Below are 19,639 nucleotides of genomic sequence, written 5' to 3' on the forward strand. Positions count from 1 at the left end.
CGCACGGGCGCGACCATACCCGAGCGTGTATCTTGTAGCGTCAATTATCTGGCAGGATCGTTCACAGCCAACTCCATAAGGCAGAGTACGATGAGCAGAATCCACGTCCGTGTTCTCACGCTGGCCCTGTGCGCCGTCGCCGGGCTGGCGTTCCTTCCCGCCCCGGCCACTGCGCAGCAGCAGAGCTTCCGGGGAGAGAAGTGGCAGTTCAACATCCCGCTGAACTTCACGTTCTCCAAGCAGATCGATGGACAGAGGGGATCCTCTCTCGACGTGAACAACGACCTGAGCTGGGGCCTCGGATTCGGCTACCACTTCAACGACCGCTTCCTCCTGGGTTTCCAGACCACGTGGATGAGCGCGAGCTACGACGCGAAGATACCGGTTGATGATGACGACGACGGTACGGAAGACGGGACGACGACTGTCGGGGGAAGACTGGACACGTTCTCCCTCCTGGGGGTGGGTCAGTTCAATCTCATGGACAAGCAGTTCACTCCCTTTCTCCGGGGCAGCCTCGGGTACAACTACCTCGACTCCAACATCGCGAGCGGCCCGCCGCAGGGATCGTGCTGGTGGGATCCGTGGTGGCTGGTGTGGCGCTGCGGCGCGTGGCAGCCGACCTACACCCGGTCATCCTTCACGTTCGGCGGCGCCGCCGGTCTGCGTAAGGAATTCAACCGGAGCTTCTTCATCGAGGCGAGCTTCAACATCATGTGGGTCGACTGGCCCGAGAGCACACCCTCGTTCTCGGCCATCGGGCTCAACTTCGGCTGGCTGTTCTAGGGAGGGACCCGACTCGGAGCGAGCAGGACGTGCCGAGGTTGACACCGTGGGCCGGTCCGGCGTTGGGTCGCCGGGCCGGCCCGTTCTCGTGAGGGCGACGATCCGCCGCGCCGAAACGGTCTGCGGACTACGGTCTCAGCTCTCGCGCCCGCAGCTCCTTCGACCACAGCTCCGCACCGCTCGCATCCCACACCGTGACCTTCATGACCCGGTCTCTGTCCGACCCGGAGAAGTCGAGGGTCGCGAAGTTCCGCTGCACGAAGAGCGTGCCCGGCTCCGCCAGGTGGTTGTCGTAGGTCGCCGGGTCGAGACTCGCCGGCCCGGCGGTGATCGGCGAGGTGGTGATCTCCCAAAGCGGATACGTGCCGCGGCGCTCGAGCTTCGAAAGCACGGTGTAATGGACATCACCGGTGAGCAGGACCACGCCCCACACGTCGTTCTCGCGCAGAAGCTGGAGGAATCGCGCCCGCTCCTCCGGGTACGTCGCGTAGGAGTCCCAATCCGCCACGGGGTTCAGGAGCTGGCCGCCCGACACGATGATCTTGAACGAGGCCCGGCTGTAGGTGAGCTGGTCGACGAGCCACTCGAGTTGCTCCTCGCCGAACACCTGCTTGTGCCCCGATACCCGATGCTCGGAGGATCGGAACCAGCGGTTGTCGAGCAGGAAGAAGTCCACGTCTCCCCACGTGAACATCGTCGCGATCCCTCCGAGCTCCGGCGGCCCGAGCTCCGGGTTGCCCCAGAAGAGATCGAACATCTCGAGCGCCGTCTGCTTCTCCCGCCACGCCCGGTCGCTGTTGTCCGGGCCGTAGTCGTGATCATCCCAGGTGGCGTAGTGGTGCGTGGAGGCGAGCAGCGGCTGCAGCTCCGGCAGGGAGCGCGTGTGCGTGTTCCGGTAGATCATGCCGGTGCGCGTGCCCCAGTCCGGCTCCCGGTAGTAGAAGTTGTCTCCCATCCACACCATGGCGTCGGGGCGCTTCTCGAACATCGCCTGCAGGATCTGGAAATCGCCGCCATACGGGTCCCCCGGCCGGTCGTACGGAGGGTCGTTCACGTACAGGCAGCTGCCCGCCGCTATCCGGAAGTCGGGCGGGCCCGTTCTCCACTGCCACAGGGCTTGGGTCTGGAACTCGAGCGGGTACGGACGCTCCACGGGCTCGCCGTCGATCCGCAGCTCGTAGCCGTAGCGCCGGCCTGGCTCCACCTCGTCGGCGATCAGCTTCGCCGTGAAGGCCCGCTCCTTCACGGTGCGCACCGACGCCGTCTCGAGGCGATCGCCGGGCGCCTCCAGGTCCCAGTAGACGACCTGCACATCGGCCGGGGCCGTCGTCTGGGCCCACAACATCACTTCGAACGCCTCCGAATAGCCGAGCATCGGACCCGAACGAAGCTGTGCCTCCTGGGCGATCGCCGCGGCGTGCGCGACGAGGAGCAGGAGCATCGGGACTGACAGAATCGATCGAATGGGGAACCTCCGCATCGGTCTGTTCCTCTTGGTGGTGGTCCGCCGGACCGGGCTGGCCGGCAGGCACCTGAAGATACGTGGTGATGATCTCCATGGCTCGACTGTGCACCCTTCTCGCACGGAGATAGATTCGTTGGATGCAGAATCCGGCGCTGGTCATCCTGGCAGCGGGGCTCTCGACCCGTTACGGAAGCTCCAAGCAGCTCGAGCCGGTCGGGCCGGACGGCGAGACGCTGTTCGACTACGCGGTGTTCGATGCCCTGTCGCAGGGATTCGGAGAGATCGTTCTCGTCGTGAGCGGCTCCAACGAACGGGACCTCGTCGAGCGCTTCCGCGACCGGTTCGGCGCCGCCGTCCCGCTGCGCACGGTGGTGCAGACCCCGGGTCGGCTCCCCTCCGGTCTCCGGCCCCCTTCACGCGTGAAGCCGTGGGGCACGGGCCACGCGGTGCTGTGCCTCGAGGGGTCCGTCACCGGTCCGTTCGCGGTCGCCAACGCCGACGACTTCTACGGCCGCAGCGCCTACACGGCGCTCGCCGCTCACCTCACCTCCGCGGACCATGGCGCCGAGCAATGCGTGATCGGGTATCACGTCGGGGACACCCTGTCGGAACACGGTGGGGTGTCCCGGGCGGTGCTGGACATGGACGAGCAGGGCCGACTCATCGGAATCCAGGAGCTTCTCGGCCTCGAGCGGGGTGCGGACGGGACGATCTTCGGACAGACCACTGGCGGCCGCCCGAGGCAGCTCGACGGGCACGAGCTCGTCTCGATGAACCTCTGGGGCCTGACGCCGGACATCTTCCGCCTCCTCGATGACCGTTTCGCCAGCTTCCTGAAGCGCCACGGCGAGGACCCCCGGGCGGAGTTCTACCTGAGCGATGCCGTGGGCAGCCTGGTGCTCAGCGGAGACCTGGTCGTTCGGGTGATCGGTACGGGGGAGCGGTGGATGGGGATGACCTTCCCCGAGGATCGAGGCCGGGTACGGTTCGGAATCCGGAAGCTCGTGGAAGAGGGCCTGTATCCGCGATCGATCCGGGAGGCCATTCGGGTGGTCGACCCCCGCGGCGGCGATCCGGTGTGAGACTCGACACGCTCGACTGGGCGGTCGTCGCCGCGTACGGGGCGATCGCCCTCGCGGTCGGGCTCTACTTCGCGCGTCGCGCCGGCCGGGGCACTACGGAGTTCTTCCTGTCGGGACGGAAGCTTCCCTGGTGGATGCTCGGCACTTCGATGGTCGCGACCACCTTTTCGACCGACACGCCGAACCTCGTCACCGACCTGGTGCGCACCGGAGGCGTGAGCCAGAACTGGCTGTGGTGGGCCTTCCTGATCACGGGGATGTGCACCGTCTTCTTCTACGCGAAGCTGTGGCGGCGATCGGGCGTGCTCACCGACATGGGCTTCTACGAGCTCCGGTACTCGGGTCGCCCGGCCGCATTCCTGCGCGGGTTCCGGGCCCTCTATCTCGGCGTGTTCTTCAACGTCATGATCATGGCCACGGTCACGCTGGCCGCGATCAAGATCGGCGGTGTTCTGCTTGGACTGGACAAGTACGCCACGGTCCTCATCGCGGGCGCGATTACCGTCGTCTACTCGGCCACCTCCGGCCTGTGGGGCGTCGTGGTCACGGATCTCCTCCTGTTCGTGATCGCCATGGTGGGTGCGGTGGCGGCGGCCGGGTACGCCCTCGCCCAGCCGGCCGTGGGCGGACTGGCCGGTCTGGTCTCTCATCCGGAGATCGCAGGCAAGCTCTCCCTGCTTCCCGATTTCACGGACTGGCGGACGGCGGTGCCCCTCTTCGTCGTCCCGGTGGCCGTGCAGTGGTGGGCCACCTGGTATCCCGGCGCCGAGCCCGGGGGCGGCGGATACGTGGCGCAGCGCATGCTCGCGGCCCGCGACGAGCGGGAGTCGATGAAGGCTACGCTGTGGTTCAACATCGCTCACTACGCCCTGCGCCCGTGGCCGTGGATCCTCGTCGCTCTGGCCTCGCTGGCCGTCTACCCCACCCTGGATTCCCTGGCCGCCGCCTTTCCGGACGTCGATCCGTCTATCCTCCGGCACGACCTGGCCTATCCGGCGATGCTCGTGTTTCTGCCCCACGGTCTGCTCGGTCTCGTGGTGGCCTCCCTCGCCGCCGCCTACATGTCCACGATCAGCACCCACCTCAACTGGGGCGCGTCGTACGTCGTGAACGACTTCTACCGCCGGTTCCTGGCACCGGGGCGAAGCGAGCGGCACTACGTGGCGGCGGCCCGCATATCGACCGTGGGCCTCATCCTGCTCGCACTCCTCGTGTCGCTTTGGCTCGAGAACGCCATGCAGGCATTCCAGATCCTCCTCCAGATCGGAGCCGGCACGGGCCTGATCTTCCTGCTGCGCTGGTTCTGGTGGCGGATCAACGCCTGGAGCGAGATCTCGGCGATGGTGATCTCCTTCCTCGTCGCGGCGTGGTTCCAGTTCGGCCATGCCCGGTTCGGACTCCCGGCGCTTCACCCGTCGCTTCAGCTCCTGATCGGCGTGGCCGTTACCACGGCCGTGTGGCTCACCGCGACCCTACTGACCCGCCCGACGGACCGCGACACGCTGCAGGCTTTCTTCGACCGCATCCGCCCGTACGGTCGTGGATGGGAGGGCGTCGTCGACACGGGTGAAGGACCGGTGGCCGGGAGCGCCGGCGCCTCGCTCGCCTGCTGGGGACTCGGCTGCGCGACCGTTTACGCGGCGCTGTTCGGGACCGGCTACCTCCTGTACGGCCGCCTGGCCCTCGCCTCGCTGGCGTTCACGATCGCGGCCGTCGCGGCCACTGCGTTGTTCAGACTGCTTCCTGCCGTGGGATTCGAGTAGCCCGTTCTTCGCTTGACACCCGGGGCGCGGGCGGGCCTATTGGCGCTTCCCGGCATCGGTGCCGGACACGTCACGTCACACCCCACAAGAGAGAAGTCACCATGCGCAAGAGTCGTATTCAAGCTCTGCTCCTCGGGGCTGCCCTTTTCGTGTCGGCCGCGGTTCTCCCGAGGTCGGCCTCGGCCCAGGACAGTCCGGTCCTCGACCGGATCGTCGAGACCTCCACGCTTCGGGTCGGCATGTCCGGCAACCAGCCCCCGTTCAACATGAAGGACCGGGACGGCAAGCCGATGGGCCTGGAGGTAGATCTGGCCACGGCGCTGGCCGCCGCCATGAAGGCGGAGCTCAAGATCGTCGAGAAGCCTTTCGGCGAGCTGATCCCGGCTCTGGAGAACGGTGAAGTCGACCTCGTGATGTCCGGCATGACCATCACGGCGAACCGGTCCCGCCGGGTTTCCTTCGTCGGCCCCTACGTCGTGTCCGGCAAGTCGATTCTCACCAAGTCGTCGACCCTCGCAGCGGTCCAGGAGGCCGGACAGCTGAACGAGTCCGACATCCGTCTCGTGGCCCTGCAGAACTCGACCAGTGAGGACTTCGTGCGCCGGTATCTGCCCGAGGCTCAGCTCACCACGGTCGCATCGTACGACGAGGCGATCGAGATGCTGAGAGCCGGGACGACGGGCGCCCTGGTGGCGGACATGCCGATCTGCCTCATCACCATGCTGCGCTATCCCACCGAGGACTTCGCCACCCTCAACCAGCCGCTCACCCTCGAGCCGATCGGGGTCGCCGTTCCGGCGAACGACCCGCAGCTCCAGAACCTGGTGCGGAACTACATCACCGCCCTCGAGGGAATCGGCATCCTGGAGGCGCTCCGGGTGGAGTGGCTGGAGAACGGCGCCTGGATCGCGGCCATGCCCTGACGGGGCGCGGCGATCGGGCGTCTGACCGATCCGAGGGCTGCTCACGACGGGCCGCTTCGCGCATCACGCGGGGCGGCCCGTTGAGCGTATCGTCCATGCAACCGCCTCTCCGGCTCCCGTCTGCGCGGCGAGCAGCTCCACTCCTTGCACGATGACGGGATAGCGCGACACCCCTGAGCCCTATGACAACTTTGTGTTCTAGACAACTGCTTGACAATAATGCCGAGGAGAGCTACCGTAGGCCGGATTGCGAATGGGAAACGATTGCCCTGGGAGGGCTCGTGGTCAGCAGGCTCGGGATCGTACAAGGTCCGATGCGCTCGGAGCAGACGTCGCAGATCGGTCGAACGGACGTCGACCGGTTGAACCTGCGTCGCGTGGCGAACGGGAACGGTGTGGGCGCGTCGACCGGCTGGACACGGGCTACCCGAAAGGTGGACCTGGCACGGGTGGAGGCGGCGGTACGCGAGATGCTCATCGGCCTGGGCGAGGACCCGGACCGGGAAGGCCTGCTCGACACTCCGGCCCGGGTCGCCAGGGCTTATGACGAGATCCTCGCCGGAATGCGCGAGGATCCCGGCGTCCACCTCGAGCGTCAGTTCTCGCAGCAGCAGTCCGGCGACGACGCCGTCATCCTCCGCGACATCGACTTCGTCAGCGTGTGCGAGCACCACCTGCTTCCGTTCACCGGCCGCGCACACGTGGCCTATCTGCCCTCGCACGGGAAGGTCACGGGGTTGAGCAAGCTGGCGAGAACGGTGGATGTGTTCGCGCGCCGGCCACAGTTGCAGGAGCAACTCACCGCTCAGATCGCCGACGCGCTCGTCGAACACCTGGATCCGCGCGGTGTCGCGGTCGTCGTCGAAGCGGAGCACTCGTGCCTCAAGCTCAGGGGAGCGAGGAAGACCGGGGCCGAGATGGTCACGACGGCGCTGCGAGGCGAGTTGCGCTGGGATCGCGAGCTTCGGAGAGAGGTTCTCGAACTGATGCGCGGAAGATGACTTTCGCGCTTGCAGATCGCTTGTCGAATATTTGACCGGGACACCGCGAAGGGCGCAGTTTGGAAGTCCGTCGGAACCAGGTCCGCCGACTTTCGAATCAGCCGACGGTATTTCACGTTCACGAGGAGAAGACATGTCGCACGTTCTTCCCAAACTTCCCTATTCGTTCGACGCGCTCGAGCCGTCCATCGACGCGCGCACCATGGAGATTCATTACACGAAGCATCACCAGGGATACGTCAACAAGCTGAATGCGGCCCTCGAGGGCCATCCGGAGCTTCAGGACCTTTCCGCCCTGGAGCTGCTGCTCAGCCTCGACTCGATCCCTCAGGACATCCGAACGGCCGTGAGGAACAACGGCGGTGGGCACGTCAACCACTCTTTGTTCTGGACGAACATGAGTCCGGATGGCGGCGGAACGCCGGGCGGGATGCTGGGACGCGCCATCGACGAATCGTTCGGCTCCTTCGTGGAGTTCCACAAGCAGTTCAGCGCCGCTGCCGGGAGCCGGTTCGGAAGCGGCTGGGCGTGGCTGTGCGCGGCCTCCGACGGCCTCGTCGTGACGTCCACGCCAAACCAGGACAACCCGATCTTCACGGACGGGGTGGTCCCCATCCTCGGTCTCGACGTCTGGGAGCACGCCTATTACCTCAACTACCAGAACCGGCGCCCCGATTACATCGAGGCGTTCTGGAACGTGATCGACTGGGACGAGGTGAGCGGACGCCTGGCGCTGGTCCGGACGCACGAAGCCTTCGACGAGCTGAAGGCCTGGGCCCAGGGCCGCTGGGACGAGCTGAAGGACGCGCTCAAGAGGTTGACGGACTGACGCTTCGGGCGAATCGACCGCAGGCGGAGAGGGGCCGCGTGACGCGGTCCTTCTCTTTGTCACCTACATGGAGGAAGAAGATGAAGAGAAGGCTAGTGCCGGCGTTCCTCGGTCTCGTGGGGGCCGTTCTCATGGCGGTGCCGGCGATGGCCCAGGACCGGCCGAACATCCTGGTGGTGTGGGGGGATGACATTGGCCAGTCCAACATCAGCGCCTACACGATGGGCATGATGGGCTACCGGACCCCCAACATCGACCGCATCGCCGAAGAGGGCTTGATCTTCACCGACTACTATGGCGAGCAGAGCTGTACGGCGGGCCGCTCGTCGTTCATCACCGGCCAGAGCGTATTCCGGACCGGTCTGTCCAAGGTCGGCCTGCCCGGAGCGGACCTCGGCATGCGGGTCGAGGACCCGACCATCGCCGTGGTCCTCAAGGAGCTCGGTTACGCGACCGGCCAGTTCGGCAAGAACCACCTGGGTGACAAGGACGAGCACCTGCCGACGAACCACGGGTTCGACGAGTTCCTCGGTAACCTGTATCACCTGAACGCCGAGGAGGAGCCGGAGAACGAGGACTACCCGGCAGACATGATCACGTCCGACGGAAGGACTTTCCAGGAGCGCTATGGCCCCCGCGGCGTGATCCATTCCTGGGCGAACCCGGACGGCACGCAGCGCATCGAGGACACGGGCCCCCTGACGAAGAAGCGGATGGAGACGATCGACGATGAGACGTCGGACGCCGCGATCCGCTTCATCCGGGAGGCGCACGTGAACGGACAGCCGTTCTTCGTGTGGTGGAACGGAACGCGCATGCACTTCCGGACCCACGTGAAGCCGGAGCTCCGCGGGATCTCAGGGCAGGACGAGTACTCCGACGGCATGGTCGAGCACGACATGCACATCGGGAAATTCCTCGACCTCCTCGATGAACTCGGGATCGCCGACAACACGGTCGTGTTCTACAGCACGGACAACGGCCCGCACTACAACACCTGGCCGGATGCCGCGTCGACCCCCTTCCGGGGCGAGAAGAACACGAACTGGGAAGGCGGCTGGCGTGTACCCGCCATGGTCCGGTGGCCCGGCGAGATCCCGGCCGGCTCGGTGACGAACCAGATCGTGCACCACATGGACTGGTTCCCGACCTTCGCGGCGATCGCTGGGGACGACGGCATCAAGGAGGAGCTTCTGAACGGGTGGGCGTCGACGGAGCTCGACCGCGAGTACCGTGTCCACCTGGACGGTTACGACATTCAGCCGCTGCTGACCGGCGAGGCCGAGCAGAGTCCCCGTAAGGAGATCTTCTACTTTTCCGACGATGGCGATCTCACGGCGCTCCGGTACACGGACTGGAAGCTGATCTTCATGGAGCAGCAGACGGAGGGGACGTTCCGGGTGTGGATGGAGCCCTTCGTACCGCTGCGGGTGCCCCTGATCTTCAACGTCCGGCGGGACCCGTACGAGCGCTCCGAGATCACGTCGAATACCTACTACGACTGGATGATCGACCACGCCTACTTCCTGGTCCCGGCGCAGGCGTACGTGGCGAGCTTCCTGGCCACCTTCCAGGAGTATCCGCCCCGTCAGAAGGCGGCGAGCTTCAGTCTCGACCAGGTGATGGAGAAGATGGTACCGCCGACGAACTGAGGTCTCGCGTCGGAGGGCTGAACAGGCGGGCGGGCGTCCTCTCACGGGCGCCCGCTCCTTCATTTGGGCACGGGCGCACATGAAGACCGTTGCAGAATGGACACCATACCGAACCGGAGGACCCATGAGACGTTGGATACCGTTGTCCCTCTTCCTGGCCATCGCTCTGGCAGGCGCCCCGCGAGCCGAGGCGCAGTCCTCGACCGTGAGACTCGGCCTGCTCGGTGGCGCTTCGACGACCAGCGTCGGAGGCGACTACATCAACCTCGGGAACTGGGCGTGGGGAGGCGCGGCGGGCGCCTTCGGACAGTACTTCCTCGCCCGTGAGACGTACATCGGGCTCGATGCCTACTGGATCCAGAAGGGTGGCGACGGGGTCGCGTTCGCGTTCGGCGAGACCCAGGACCTGAACCTGGAGTACATCGAGGTCCCCCTGACGATCGGCTACGTGAGCCGGTTCAGCGGGTGGGAATCCAACCTGTTCATCGGGGTGGCCGTCGGCTTCCAGATCTCGTGCAGCACCCGGGGGTCGGCTTCCAGCAGCTCGGTCGATTGCGACGAGGTGCCGAATCTGGCCCCGAAGAACACGGTCGACTGGTCGATTCCGTTCGGCCTCGGCTTCCACCGCAACCTCGGCGGCTCGCTGCTGGGTCTCGACATCCGGTACGTGCTCGGTCTCTCCGACGTGTTCGAGAACTCGAACATCCGGAACCGGGGCTGGGAGTTCACCCTCCGGTGGGCGGTCCCCCTGGGGCGCTGAGTCCGGACCGTCTCCCGACAGCGAGGAGGCCTGCTTCGCCAGGAGCAGGCCTCCTTCACCCGGTTCGCCGCAACGGGCAGCGGCGTCCGGGCGTCGACTCGCCTAGCCCTGCGCCTTCATGAGGTCCCGGATCTCTCTCAGGAGAACGATGTCCTCGGCCGGCTCCGGTGCCGCCTCGGGCGCCGCTTCCTCCGCCTCCTGCTGGGCCTTCATCTTGTTGAAGCTCTTGACGACCAAGAAGAGCGCGAAGGCCACGATCAGGAAGCTGATCAGGCTGTTCACGAAGATCCCCCAATTGACCGTCACGGCACCGGCTTCCCGTGCCGCCGCCAGGGTGGCGTACGGACCGGCCGGGTCGCCCTGGCTCAGGATGGCGTAGAACTCCGAGAAGTCGACGCCCCCGAGCGCCATGCCGATCGGCGGCATGATGATGTCGTTCACCAGCGAGGTGATGATCGTCGCGAAGGCGGCACCGATCACGATTCCGACGGCCATGTCCAGCATGTTGCCCTTCGCCGCGAACTCCTTGAACTCCTTCAACATCGCACGGCCTCCTCTGGGATGGGTACGATTCTCCGATCTGGCATGCGCGCCCGGCCATCAACCCGCGCCGAGCGGGGTGACCGAAGCTCCCTCCGACGGCACGGCCTCGAACAGGACGTCGTCGAGATCAAACTCATGCTGTCGTGGGGCGTAATACTTCTCGGCCAGTTGGTTGAGGACCTGAGCTGTCTCTGTTTCCGTGCACAATGCCACGATGCAGCCGCCCATACCGGCGCCGGTGAGCCGCGCTCCGACCGCTCCGGCGTCCCGTGACCGGGCGACGAGCTCGTCCAGCTCCTGGATGCTGACCTCGTAGTCCTCGGCCAGGCTGGCGTGCGATCCGTTCATCAGCTGCCCGAACGCGTCCAGGGACCCGGCTCGCATGGCAGCCTCGGCCCGAACCACCCGGGCGCCCTCGGTGACGACGTGCCGGAAGCGCTTGAGCAGATCGCCGTCGAGACGCTCGCGGGCCGCGGCCAGCGCCTCGGGCCCGCTCACCCGGTCGAGCAGGTCGCGATAGGAGCGCACCTCCCCGTCCGGCAGCTCGAGTGCGGCGGTCACCCGCTCCAGCGCCTCCTCCGTCTCCGCACGGCGCCGGTTGTATCCCTCGCGGGCGCCGCCCGACTTGTGTGCCTGCACGAGGCTGTGCGCGACCACGAAGCTCCAGCCTGGCGGTACGGGGACCGGCGTCAGCCGCAACGGCGAGAAATCCACCCGTGCGGCGCAGCCCGCGCGCCCCCCGAGGCTGATGGCCTGGTCCATGCCCCCGCCCCGCGTGCCCACGTACTGCTCGGCCTCGGCCATCCGCTCCGCGAGGTCGATCGGGTCCGGCTCGAGGTCGTTGGAGGCCGCCACGGCCAGTGCGGTGGCGATCACGAGAGCGGCGGATGAGCTCAGCCCCGCGGCGACGGGGACGGAGGAGTGGACGAGCGCGTCGAAGCCGCGATCGATCTCGAACCCGAGGGCCATTCCCCGGACGGCCGCCTTGAGGTAGTTGCCCCAGTCGCCGGCCGGAAACGGCTCGATGTCCTGACCGACCTCGAACTGGCACGGCAGGTAACCTTCGTCCGTGGTGGCGGCGACGACCAGACCGTCCTCGCGTGGCCGGAGCGCGATCCGCACCTCCCGCTGCAGCGCCATCGGAAAGACCGGGAGCCCGGCGTAGTCGATGTGCTCCCCGATCAGGTTCACCCGACCCGGTGCACGAGCGAGGAGCGTCGGCTCCGTGCCGTACCTCTCGGTGAAGCGGTTCGTCAGATGGGTCGTCATGTCAGGGTCTCCGCTGATCGACCGTGGGAAGCGCCACGTCGAACATAGTCGGCACTCCGGAAATGCGGCGACCCCCTGCGGCGGCCGTGGCCGGGTGGCGAGGTCGCTCGAGCCCTACGCGATGGACGCTCGCGGGTGGGAGGCGCCGGCGGAAGCCTCGGACTGCGGCCTCCGCCGGCTCGCGCTCAAAACTTGAACACCAGCGCGATGTTGAAGTAGGTGTCGAGCTCCTTCAGCGGCACCAGGACCGTCCCCGACTGGGTCCCTCCCGGGGCATCGAACAGCGGAACGGTCTCGAGGGCCGGTTCGTTGCGCCACATGAGGCGGAGGCTCGGCTTCAGGGCCAGAACCGAGCTGATGTCGACCGGAAGCCCGTTGTACCAGTCGACCCGGATGTCATCCGTGTTGTCCAGGTTCCAGTTGGCGGCCAGGGTGCTCTCGAAGGTGGTGGACGAGGTCAGATACCAGTTCAGGTTGTACCCGAACCGGAGGCCCGGAAAATCGGACTTCTGGGTCGGGTTCTCGACGACGTTGTCCTCGAGGGTGTACGTGAGGGCGTAGTCCGTCGAGAAGCTGACCTTGTCGTTGTCGGCCCACTGGTTTCCGGCGCCGGCCGCGAATCGGAACTGGCTCTCGATCCCGGAGAAGGTGTTGCGCAACCACTCCGCCCCGCCGAACAGGTAGAACTTCTCCGTCAGGTCGTAGTCGTACCGTCCGCCTGCGTAGTACGTCTCGGCCGTCTTTTCCGTCACCGTCTCCTCGAAGACCTCGAAGTCGGTCGGGCTCGTGCCGATCGCCGTCGTGGTCGTGAGCGAGGACTCGGTCGAGAACCCGCCGGCCTTGAACTTGAAGCTACTCCTCGGCCACACGTAGTCGACCGTGGCATCGAGGGCCAGCGTGAAGGTCTCCTGGTTACCGCCCGTCCACAGCATCCCGAGGTCGGCCTGGAAGGCCCAGCCGAGCTCCTTTTCGTCGTCCTGCGCCAGGGCCGGCGCGGCGAGCAGGAGCGTGAGGGCGGCCGCGCCCAGGGCGCTCCGACTCCAACGATTCATCCGTGTCATGGATCCTGCCTGAGTGTGGTTCCGGATTCGGGGCGAACGGAGAGAAGCCGGTCGCCCGCTTCGAGCGGCGGCAATCTCGTCGCTGCGCCTTCGACGCGCAAACCCGGCGGCCCGAGTCAGTAACGATCGTCGAAGGCGAAGATCGGGGTGCGCTTCGCCCATTGCCCGCGGGTGAAGTCGGGGAAGGTCACCGGATGGCTGCCGAGGGCGATCGACTGCTCGGAAAGAGGACCGATCACGCTCCAGGCGGCCGCGTCGTACACATCCAGAGGGGTGGGCTCCCCTCGCTTCACCGACTCCACGAAGGCGTTGAGGACGAAGAAGTCCATGCCTCCGTGTCCGGCGCCCTCCGCCTCGTCCGCATGGCGGCGCCACAGGGGGTGGTCGAACCTCTCCTGATAGGGCCCGAAGGGCTCCCAGCGGTGCGCCTCGGGGCTCACGCCCTCGATGTAGATCGACCGATTGTCGTTCATCCACAGGCCCCGGGTGCCCTGTACCCGAAAGGCGAGCGAGTAGGGACGCGGGAGGTTGGTGTCGTGGCACACCATGACGGTCTCGCCGTTCCGGGTCTGGATGATCGTCGTCACGATGTCGCCGAGCTTGAACCGGACGTCCGCGTTCGGATGATCCTCGCCTCCCTGCGCCACCACGTACTCGTGCAGGCCCCGGGTCTTGGTGGCGTGCGACGTCAGGTAGGCGAAGCGGTTGCCGCGGTTGATGTCCAGCCATTGAGCGACCGGTCCGATTCCGTGCGTGGGGTAGAGGTCGCCATTGCGGTGGATCGAGTGATCCGTGCGCCACACGGCCTCTCCGTTCGACCCGGGCCCGAATTCGGCTCCGGGGTTGAACTTCACGGCGCGGAGGTCGTGCTGGTACCCGCAGTGCAGGTTCATCATTTCCCCGAACATCCCCTCACGCACGATCTGCAGCACGGCCATCACGTCCCTGCGGTAGCACACGTTCTCGAGCATCATGAACGGGACTCCGGTCCGCTCCTGGGTGTCGACCAGGTCCCAGCACTCCTGCAAGGTCGTCGCCGCGGGCACCTCCACTCCGACGGCCTTGCCCCGTTCCATGGCCGCCAGCGCCATCGGCGTGTGCCACAGCCACGGCGTCGCGATGATCACCGCGTCCACGTCGTCCATGTCGAGGAGGTTCAGGTAGTCCTCGTCGCCGGCCGTGAACTGGCGCGGCTCCCGTCCCCCGGCCTCCCGCACGGCGTCCGCCGCCTGACGGGCCTTCTCCGGCACGATGTCGCAGACGGCCATCACCTCGACGTCGTCCCGTCGAACGGCCAGGCCGAGAAGCCAGGATCCTCGACCGCCGACCCCGATGACCCCGAGTCGCAGCCGGTCGGCCCGTCGTCCCGACCCGCGTCCGAGCAGCACCCCGGGGGCGAGGGACACGCCCAGCGCCGTCCCCGCTCCGGCCTTCACGAGGTCACGTCGACCGATCGGCGTCATCGATGGCTCTCCGTTTCGAGGTTCTCTGCCGCGGGCGGGCTGCGGTGGCGCCATCCCATGGGGTCCGCCCGGCCGGGCCCGAGCGGAGCGATTCGGAACGTCCACTCGTATTCCCCCGCGGGCAGTCGGTACTCGTCCAGTGGCTGGGCTCCCCAGCTGTTGTCTCCCCCGACCCCCATCTGGGCATGATCGAGGTGCACGGTGATCTCTTCCCTGCGGGCGAGGTCGAACGTATGCCGCCCCCGCTTGGCGGAACCCTCGTCCAGGTCCTCCTGGCGGTAGCGAAGGGCGCTCCAGTCCAGAGTGGGCTGGCCCAGCACGACGAGCCCGACCCCCTCCGCGTCGCGGAAGGCGATCCAGCGGGCCTTCGTCCGGTTTCCGGTCTCCTGCGGGCGAATGTACGGGTAGTACAGGTCGTCGACCGACTCCGAGTAGACCCCCACCGGAGCGCTCGTCTTCCGGTCCGAGTAGTTCTCGTGCGGCCCGCGCCCGTACCACTCCACGTCGTCCAGCGCGCCGGCCAGCTCCACCCGAAGCCCGACCCGCGGGATGTCGGGAAGCTCTTCCTCCCCGAGTCTCGCGGTCGGAGGAACGAAACGACTCGTCACGACCGTCTCACCGTTCCCGAACACGTCATAGATCAGGTGCTGCGTGCCCCGCACCGCCGGCAGCCCCAGCACCGCCGAGACGCGCAGGTGGCCGGGGCCCAATACCACGGATGTCAGCTCCTCGAGCGTCCGGATGCGGCCCGCGTCCTTCCACACGCCCTGCCGGCGCGGCATCCCGTTGCCATAGTCGTTGTCGGTGGGCGCCCGCCAGAAATCGGGCTCGAGGGGACCGGTGAGCAGCGGCCGGCCATCGACTTCGTACGAGGCCAGGAGACCCGTCTGCCGATCGACGCCGACCGTGAAACCTGGACCGGACGCGGTGATCCTGCCTCCGGTCTCGACCACGCGGAGCTCGGGGAACTCATCCGCGGATTCCGGCTGCGGCGGCCGGTACGTGGGAAGCCGGAACTGCTCCCAGGCCACCAGCCAGCCGGCCGGCAGGAACGGCCGATCCTCCCGGGCACGGAACTCGACCGTGAGGAAGTACTCCACCCCGGGAGCCGGATCGATGGGCGGGAGCGGAAGGTCGATCTCGATCGAGTCGTGCGGCGCCAGCTCGAGCCACCCCAGGTCGCCCCGGGCCATGACCCCTCGCCCATCGCCCATCAGCTGCCAGGAGCCGGCGAAGGCCGCCAGGTCCGTGAAATCGAATCGGTTTACGAGCCGGATCCTCCCCCGCCCCGGATCGATCGCCCGGATGCGGATGTTCTGGTAGACCTTTCGCACTTCCTCGAAGTGAGGGTTCGAGGTCCGGTCCGGCGCCACGAGCCCGTTGATCAGGAAGTTCCCGTCGCTCGGCACCCCCGGAGGCCCGTAATCGCCTCCGTACGCCCAGTAGGGCTCACCCTGCCACGTCTCGGCGTACAGGCCCTGGTCGGCGTAGTCCCAGATGAACCCGCCCTGAAGCTGCTCGTGCGCTTCGATCACGTCCCAGTAGTCCTGCAGGTTGCCGACGCTGTTCCCCATGGCGTGGGCGTACTCGCACAGGATGAGCGGCCGGTCGCGAGGCTCCGAAGCGTACTGGAGGAGGTGCGGAATACGTGCGTACATCGGGGCGTAGATGTCCACGTGGGGGCGCAGCTCCGCCCGCTCGTACTGCACGGGCCGGCTCGGGTCCGCCTGGTGGACCCAGGCCGAGGTGGCCTCGAAGTTCACCCCGTCCCCGGCCTCGTTGCCGAGGGACCAGATGATCACGGACGGGTGGTTCCGGTCCCGCACCACCATGCGGATCGTCCGGTCGAGGTGCGCCGCACGCCACGCCGGGTCGTTGCCCAGGGTGACCTCCGGGTCGTACCCCATGCCGTGCGATTCGATGTTGGCCTCGTCCACGATGTACAGCCCGTACTCGTCGGCGAGATCGTACCAGCGGGGGTCGCTCGGGTAGTGCGAGGTCCGCACGGCGTTGACGTTGTGCTGCTTCAGGATCTCGAGGTCGCGCAGCATGAGCTCCTCGGACATCACCCGCCCCGTGTGGGGATCGTGCTCATGTCGGTTCACCCCCCGGAGCGTCACCGGCACCCCGTTCACCTGGAGCATGCCGTCCCGGATCTCCACGGTGCGGAATCCCACCCTGAGCGGCACGACCTCGAGGATCGATCCCGCATCGTCCGACAGCGTGAGGACCACCGAGTAGAGGTTCGGCGTCTCGGCCGTCCACTGGAGGGGTGCGGGCACGGCCCGGCTCAGGAGGATGACGTCCGTGCCGTCGGCCTCCAGACCGAAGGTCGTGGTGAGCGGTTCGTCGAACACCGGGTTCCCCTCGGGATCGAGAAGATCGGCTTCCAGGCGGTAGGCCTTGATCGGTCGGGCCAGGACGCTTCTCAGCTCCGCTTCGATGGTCAGCGTCCCATCCACGTAGGCGGCGTCGAGTGCCGGACGGGCCCACACGTCGCGAAGGTGCACCCCCGGCATGGCCACCAGGTACACGCTCCGCTCGATCCCGCTGATCTTCCAGTAGTCCTGCCCCTCCAGATAGGCGCCGTCGGAGAAGCGGTAGACCTGTACCGCGAGCGTGTTGGCGCCCGGCTCGAGAAACGGAGTGATGTTGAACTCCGCCGGCGTCTTGCTCCCCTGGCTGTAGCCGACGGCCCGTCCGTTCACCCACACGTACATCGCCGACTTCACGCTTCCGAAGTGCAGGAACACCTGCATGCCGGCCCATGCCTCCGGGACCTCGAACGTCCGTCGATACGAGCCCACCGGGTTCCAGTCCTCCGGTACGAACGGAGGATCGGGCGGAAAGGGATACGGGATGTTCGTGTAGATCGGAACGCCGTAGCCGAGGAGCTCCCAGTTCGACGGCACCGGGATTTCGTCCCACGCCCCATCGTCGAAGTCCGGCCGGACGAAATCGACCGGCCGGTCCGCGGGGTCACGGACCCAGTGGAATCTCCACGTGCCGTCCAGCGACCTCACGTACGGAGATGCCGACGGGTCCCCGGCGAGGGCGCTCTCCCGGTCGGGGAACGGAGTGAAGGTGGCCCGGGCCGGCTCCTTGTTGCGCTCGAAGACGGCCGGGTTCTCGAGATCGGGGTGGCCCGCGGCGAAGCGGGTCGCGTCCTGGGCAGACGCGATCCCCGGCAGACCGGTGGCCAGAACGAGGGCCAGAGCGGCCCTGCCCTTCACTGCTCGCAGCATGTCCGTACTCCGCATCCGGGAAACGGGTCAAGGGAGGTTATCACGAAGGAGGGCGGGACGGAACGGCCTGGGCCGGCGCCGTCAGGTTCCCGGAGCCGGGTCCTCCCCTTCGCCCCGTGACTCCCGGTCGATTCGGTGAACCACGATCTCGGTCACCCCGAGATCGGACGTGCGGATCGAAACGGCACGGTAGTCCCTGCCGCTGCCGGCGAAGGCGATCGGAAAGGGGACCCCCGGTGGCAGCGTCCCGACGTAGGCGCCATCGGGACGAAGAATGTCGACCGCGACGGCGGCGCCGCCGCCCGGATCGGCGCGACGCACCCAGATCCACCCGTCCGGAGCGATGGCGAGCCCGGAGATCGCCGGGACCACGGAGGCGAAGCCCCGCGCCGCCACGACCTCCTCGGGCGGCACGCGACAGCGCACCGGAACGGTGATCTCGATGCCATCGCCCGCCGCCTGCAACGTCATGTCCCGGCTCGTCGGGAGCGACGGCACCTCGCGCACGACCGTCCGGGCACGCGCTCCGCCCGCGAACTGCTGAATCACGTAGTCGGAGCCGGTGGCCGCCACCACCACGTCGCCGGCCGAGGACCAGATCAGCTCGGGCGTGAAGATCGGCGTCATGGGCGATGCCGCCAGGCCACAGGACGGAAACGACGCCGGGACGAGCGGCTGAGTCTGGTCGGTCAGAAAGCCGGCGCGCGTCTCACCTTGCACCGCCAGACGGACCACCCGCCGGCCCGACTCGGCTGGCCCGAGAGAAGGATACACGAGGCCCCAGGGCGCCACCCCGAGTCCGGGCCCCCAGAACGGGGCGTCGAGCCGTTCCAGGGAGCGCTCTCCGGCGACGCTCCACCGCCGGACGCCGCCGGCCCCGTAGTCGTAGACGGCAACGTCGCCGGCCGCCGACACCCCCAGCGCGACCGGCTCGGCCAGCTCGCCCGGGCCCCGACCGGGCCGACCCACCACTCCGACCTGACGGCCGGTGGCGCCGAAGACCATCACGCGTCCGCCGGATTCATCCAGCACGTAGACCCGCCCCTCTCCGTCGGCGCCGACGTCCGGGGGCGCGACCTCCGTGAATCGTACCTCACCATCCAGGTCCGGGGAGATGATGAGGGCGTCGTGAAGCGACCACGGAAGCGGAACGTCCGGGCCCCGGTTGACGACGCGCTCGATCCCGTCCTCGCTGGTGCGCTCGGTGGATGGGTCCGGTCCGTCCGCGGGAGTGCAGGCGACCGTCAGGAGAGGAAGGGCTACGAGCGGCAGCGCCACGCCGTCCCGGCGACCGGGCAGCCGGATTCGGAGGCGGGTCGGGGTCAGGGAAGCTCCTCCCGGACGAGGGTGAGGATCGCGGCCTGCGGAACCACGAGGTAGGTCTTGCCCTCGAACTCGATCTCCACCGCGGCGCGCCGGAAGAAGAGGGCGTAGTCGCCGGGTTGTGCCTGGACGGGCATGTAGCGGGCCTCCCCCTGGCGGATCTTCCACGGCTCTTCATCCAGCTCCGTGGGAGCGGAGACGGGGGTCCCGGGACCCGTGGCTACGACGGTGCCGCCCTTGACCTCCTTCTTGTCCACGGCGGTGGAGGGCAGGTACAGACCGACGCGCGTGCGCTCTTCCCCTTCCTCGGGAGAGACCAGCACGCGGTCGCCGACCACGATCAGTCGCTTCTTCCAGCCATCCATCGAGGCCTCCGTGGATCGTCTGCGGGTTCGCGTCCAAGATACCCGTCGGGGGCGCGAACCGCGACAAAGAGGGCGGTGCCTTGACGCGCCCCGGCCCCCGGCCTATCAC

Annotated in this window: 15 protein-coding genes and 1 pseudogene; 8 read left to right on the forward strand and 8 right to left on the reverse strand. The window is 67.3% G+C overall.

The features are described from left to right. Positions 1-90 precede the first annotated feature (90 nt). Positions 91-786, forward strand: coding sequence for an outer membrane beta-barrel protein (locus AC36XV_RS01190; RefSeq protein WP_492201853.1), 696 nt, complete (start codon positions 91-93; stop codon positions 784-786). A 127-nt stretch (positions 787-913) separates the two neighbouring features. On the opposite strand, the gene AC36XV_RS01195 is transcribed toward AC36XV_RS01190, so the two are convergent. Beyond that, positions 914-2,266 (reverse strand): alkaline phosphatase D family protein, encoded by a 1,353-nt coding sequence (locus AC36XV_RS01195; protein ID WP_492201854.1) that lies wholly within the window; start codon positions 2,264-2,266, stop codon positions 914-916. A gap of 122 nt (positions 2,267-2,388) precedes the next feature. Here AC36XV_RS01195 and AC36XV_RS01200 point away from each other — a divergent pair, with 122 nt between their 5' ends. The 7 genes and pseudogenes from AC36XV_RS01200 (at position 2,389) to AC36XV_RS01230 (ending at position 10,261) form a co-directional block, all read left to right on the forward strand. Beyond that, positions 2,389-3,333, forward strand: coding sequence for an NTP transferase domain-containing protein (locus AC36XV_RS01200; protein ID WP_492201855.1), 945 nt, complete (start codon positions 2,389-2,391; stop codon positions 3,331-3,333). After that, entirely contained in the window at positions 3,330-5,096 is a 1,767-nt protein-coding gene (locus tag AC36XV_RS01205) for a sodium:solute symporter family protein (RefSeq protein WP_492201856.1), read from the forward strand. Before AC36XV_RS01200 ends, AC36XV_RS01205 begins: the two co-directional genes overlap by 4 nt. 101 nt (positions 5,097-5,197) lie before the next feature. Further along, the gene (locus AC36XV_RS01210) at positions 5,198-6,019 is read left to right on the forward strand and encodes a transporter substrate-binding domain-containing protein (protein WP_492201857.1); all 822 of its coding nucleotides are present in this window, start codon (positions 5,198-5,200) and stop codon (positions 6,017-6,019) included. A 314-nt stretch (positions 6,020-6,333) separates the two neighbouring features. Continuing rightward, complete coding sequence (folE, locus tag AC36XV_RS01215) at positions 6,334-7,020, forward strand: GTP cyclohydrolase I FolE (protein ID WP_492201874.1); 687 nt, start codon at positions 6,334-6,336, stop codon at positions 7,018-7,020. A 133-nt stretch (positions 7,021-7,153) separates the two neighbouring features. Beyond that, positions 7,154-7,747 (forward strand): annotated as a pseudogene (locus AC36XV_RS01220) (superoxide dismutase); the annotation flags it as partial. A gap of 182 nt (positions 7,748-7,929) precedes the next feature. Continuing rightward, a complete protein-coding gene (locus AC36XV_RS01225) occupies positions 7,930-9,501 on the forward strand; it encodes an arylsulfatase (RefSeq protein ID WP_492201858.1) in 1,572 nt (523 codons plus the stop codon). 124 nt (positions 9,502-9,625) lie between these two features. Then, positions 9,626-10,261 (forward strand): outer membrane beta-barrel protein, encoded by a 636-nt coding sequence (locus AC36XV_RS01230; protein WP_492201859.1) that lies wholly within the window; start codon positions 9,626-9,628, stop codon positions 10,259-10,261. Positions 10,262-10,363: 102 nt separating this feature from the next. On the opposite strand, the gene mscL is transcribed toward AC36XV_RS01230, so the two are convergent. From mscL to AC36XV_RS01265, 7 genes are all read right to left on the reverse strand, one after another. Then, on the reverse strand, positions 10,364-10,804 hold the full coding sequence (gene mscL / locus AC36XV_RS01235; protein WP_492201860.1) for a large conductance mechanosensitive channel protein MscL: 441 nt from the start codon (positions 10,802-10,804) through the stop codon (positions 10,364-10,366). Between the two features lie 57 nt (positions 10,805-10,861). Further along, complete coding sequence (gene galK, locus AC36XV_RS01240) at positions 10,862-12,073, reverse strand: galactokinase (RefSeq protein ID WP_492201861.1); 1,212 nt, start codon at positions 12,071-12,073, stop codon at positions 10,862-10,864. A 185-nt stretch (positions 12,074-12,258) separates the two neighbouring features. Beyond that, positions 12,259-13,125 (reverse strand): DUF481 domain-containing protein, encoded by an 867-nt coding sequence (locus tag AC36XV_RS01245; protein ID WP_492201862.1) that lies wholly within the window; start codon positions 13,123-13,125, stop codon positions 12,259-12,261. 125 nt (positions 13,126-13,250) lie between these two features. After that, positions 13,251-14,597 carry a Gfo/Idh/MocA family protein gene (locus AC36XV_RS01250; protein ID WP_492201863.1) on the reverse strand — a complete coding sequence of 449 codons (1,347 nt, stop codon included), beginning with the start codon at positions 14,595-14,597 and terminating at the stop codon, positions 13,251-13,253. Beyond that, positions 14,594-17,842, reverse strand: a complete 3,249-nt coding sequence (gene lacZ, locus AC36XV_RS01255) for a beta-galactosidase, LacZ type (RefSeq protein ID WP_492201864.1) — start codon at positions 17,840-17,842, stop codon at positions 14,594-14,596. The genes AC36XV_RS01250 and lacZ overlap by 4 nt, the downstream gene beginning before the upstream one ends. 81 nt (positions 17,843-17,923) lie before the next feature. Further along, a complete protein-coding gene (locus AC36XV_RS01260; RefSeq protein WP_492201865.1) occupies positions 17,924-19,120 on the reverse strand; it encodes a hypothetical protein in 1,197 nt (398 codons plus the stop codon). 44 nt (positions 19,121-19,164) lie between these two features. Beyond that, positions 19,165-19,530, reverse strand: a complete 366-nt coding sequence (locus AC36XV_RS01265) for a co-chaperone GroES (RefSeq protein WP_492201866.1) — start codon at positions 19,528-19,530, stop codon at positions 19,165-19,167. Positions 19,531-19,639 lie beyond the last annotated feature (109 nt).

It is taken from the genome of Candidatus Benthicola sp., assembly GCF_058719085.1.

Bases quoted from the DNA above. Each gene is read 5' to 3' on its own strand.
- AC36XV_RS01190 (WP_492201853.1), top strand. From the start codon at position 91: ATGAGCAGAATCCACGTCCGTGTTCTCACGCTGGCCCTGTGCGCCGTC.
- AC36XV_RS01195 (WP_492201854.1), bottom strand. From the start codon at position 2,266: ATGCGGAGGTTCCCCATTCGATCGATTCTGTCAGTCCCGATGCTCCTG.
- AC36XV_RS01200 (WP_492201855.1), top strand. From the start codon at position 2,389: ATGCAGAATCCGGCGCTGGTCATCCTGGCAGCGGGGCTCTCGACCCGT.
- AC36XV_RS01210 (WP_492201857.1), top strand. From the start codon at position 5,198: ATGCGCAAGAGTCGTATTCAAGCTCTGCTCCTCGGGGCTGCCCTTTTC.
- folE (WP_492201874.1), top strand. From the start codon at position 6,334: ATGCGCTCGGAGCAGACGTCGCAGATCGGTCGAACGGACGTCGACCGG.
- AC36XV_RS01225 (WP_492201858.1), top strand. From the start codon at position 7,930: ATGAAGAGAAGGCTAGTGCCGGCGTTCCTCGGTCTCGTGGGGGCCGTT.
- AC36XV_RS01230 (WP_492201859.1), top strand. From the start codon at position 9,626: ATGAGACGTTGGATACCGTTGTCCCTCTTCCTGGCCATCGCTCTGGCA.
- mscL (WP_492201860.1), bottom strand. From the start codon at position 10,804: ATGTTGAAGGAGTTCAAGGAGTTCGCGGCGAAGGGCAACATGCTGGAC.
- galK (WP_492201861.1), bottom strand. From the start codon at position 12,073: ATGACGACCCATCTGACGAACCGCTTCACCGAGAGGTACGGCACGGAG.
- AC36XV_RS01245 (WP_492201862.1), bottom strand. From the start codon at position 13,125: ATGAATCGTTGGAGTCGGAGCGCCCTGGGCGCGGCCGCCCTCACGCTC.
- AC36XV_RS01250 (WP_492201863.1), bottom strand. From the start codon at position 14,597: ATGACGCCGATCGGTCGACGTGACCTCGTGAAGGCCGGAGCGGGGACG.
- lacZ (WP_492201864.1), bottom strand. From the start codon at position 17,842: ATGCTGCGAGCAGTGAAGGGCAGGGCCGCTCTGGCCCTCGTTCTGGCC.
- AC36XV_RS01265 (WP_492201866.1), bottom strand. From the start codon at position 19,530: ATGGATGGCTGGAAGAAGCGACTGATCGTGGTCGGCGACCGCGTGCTG.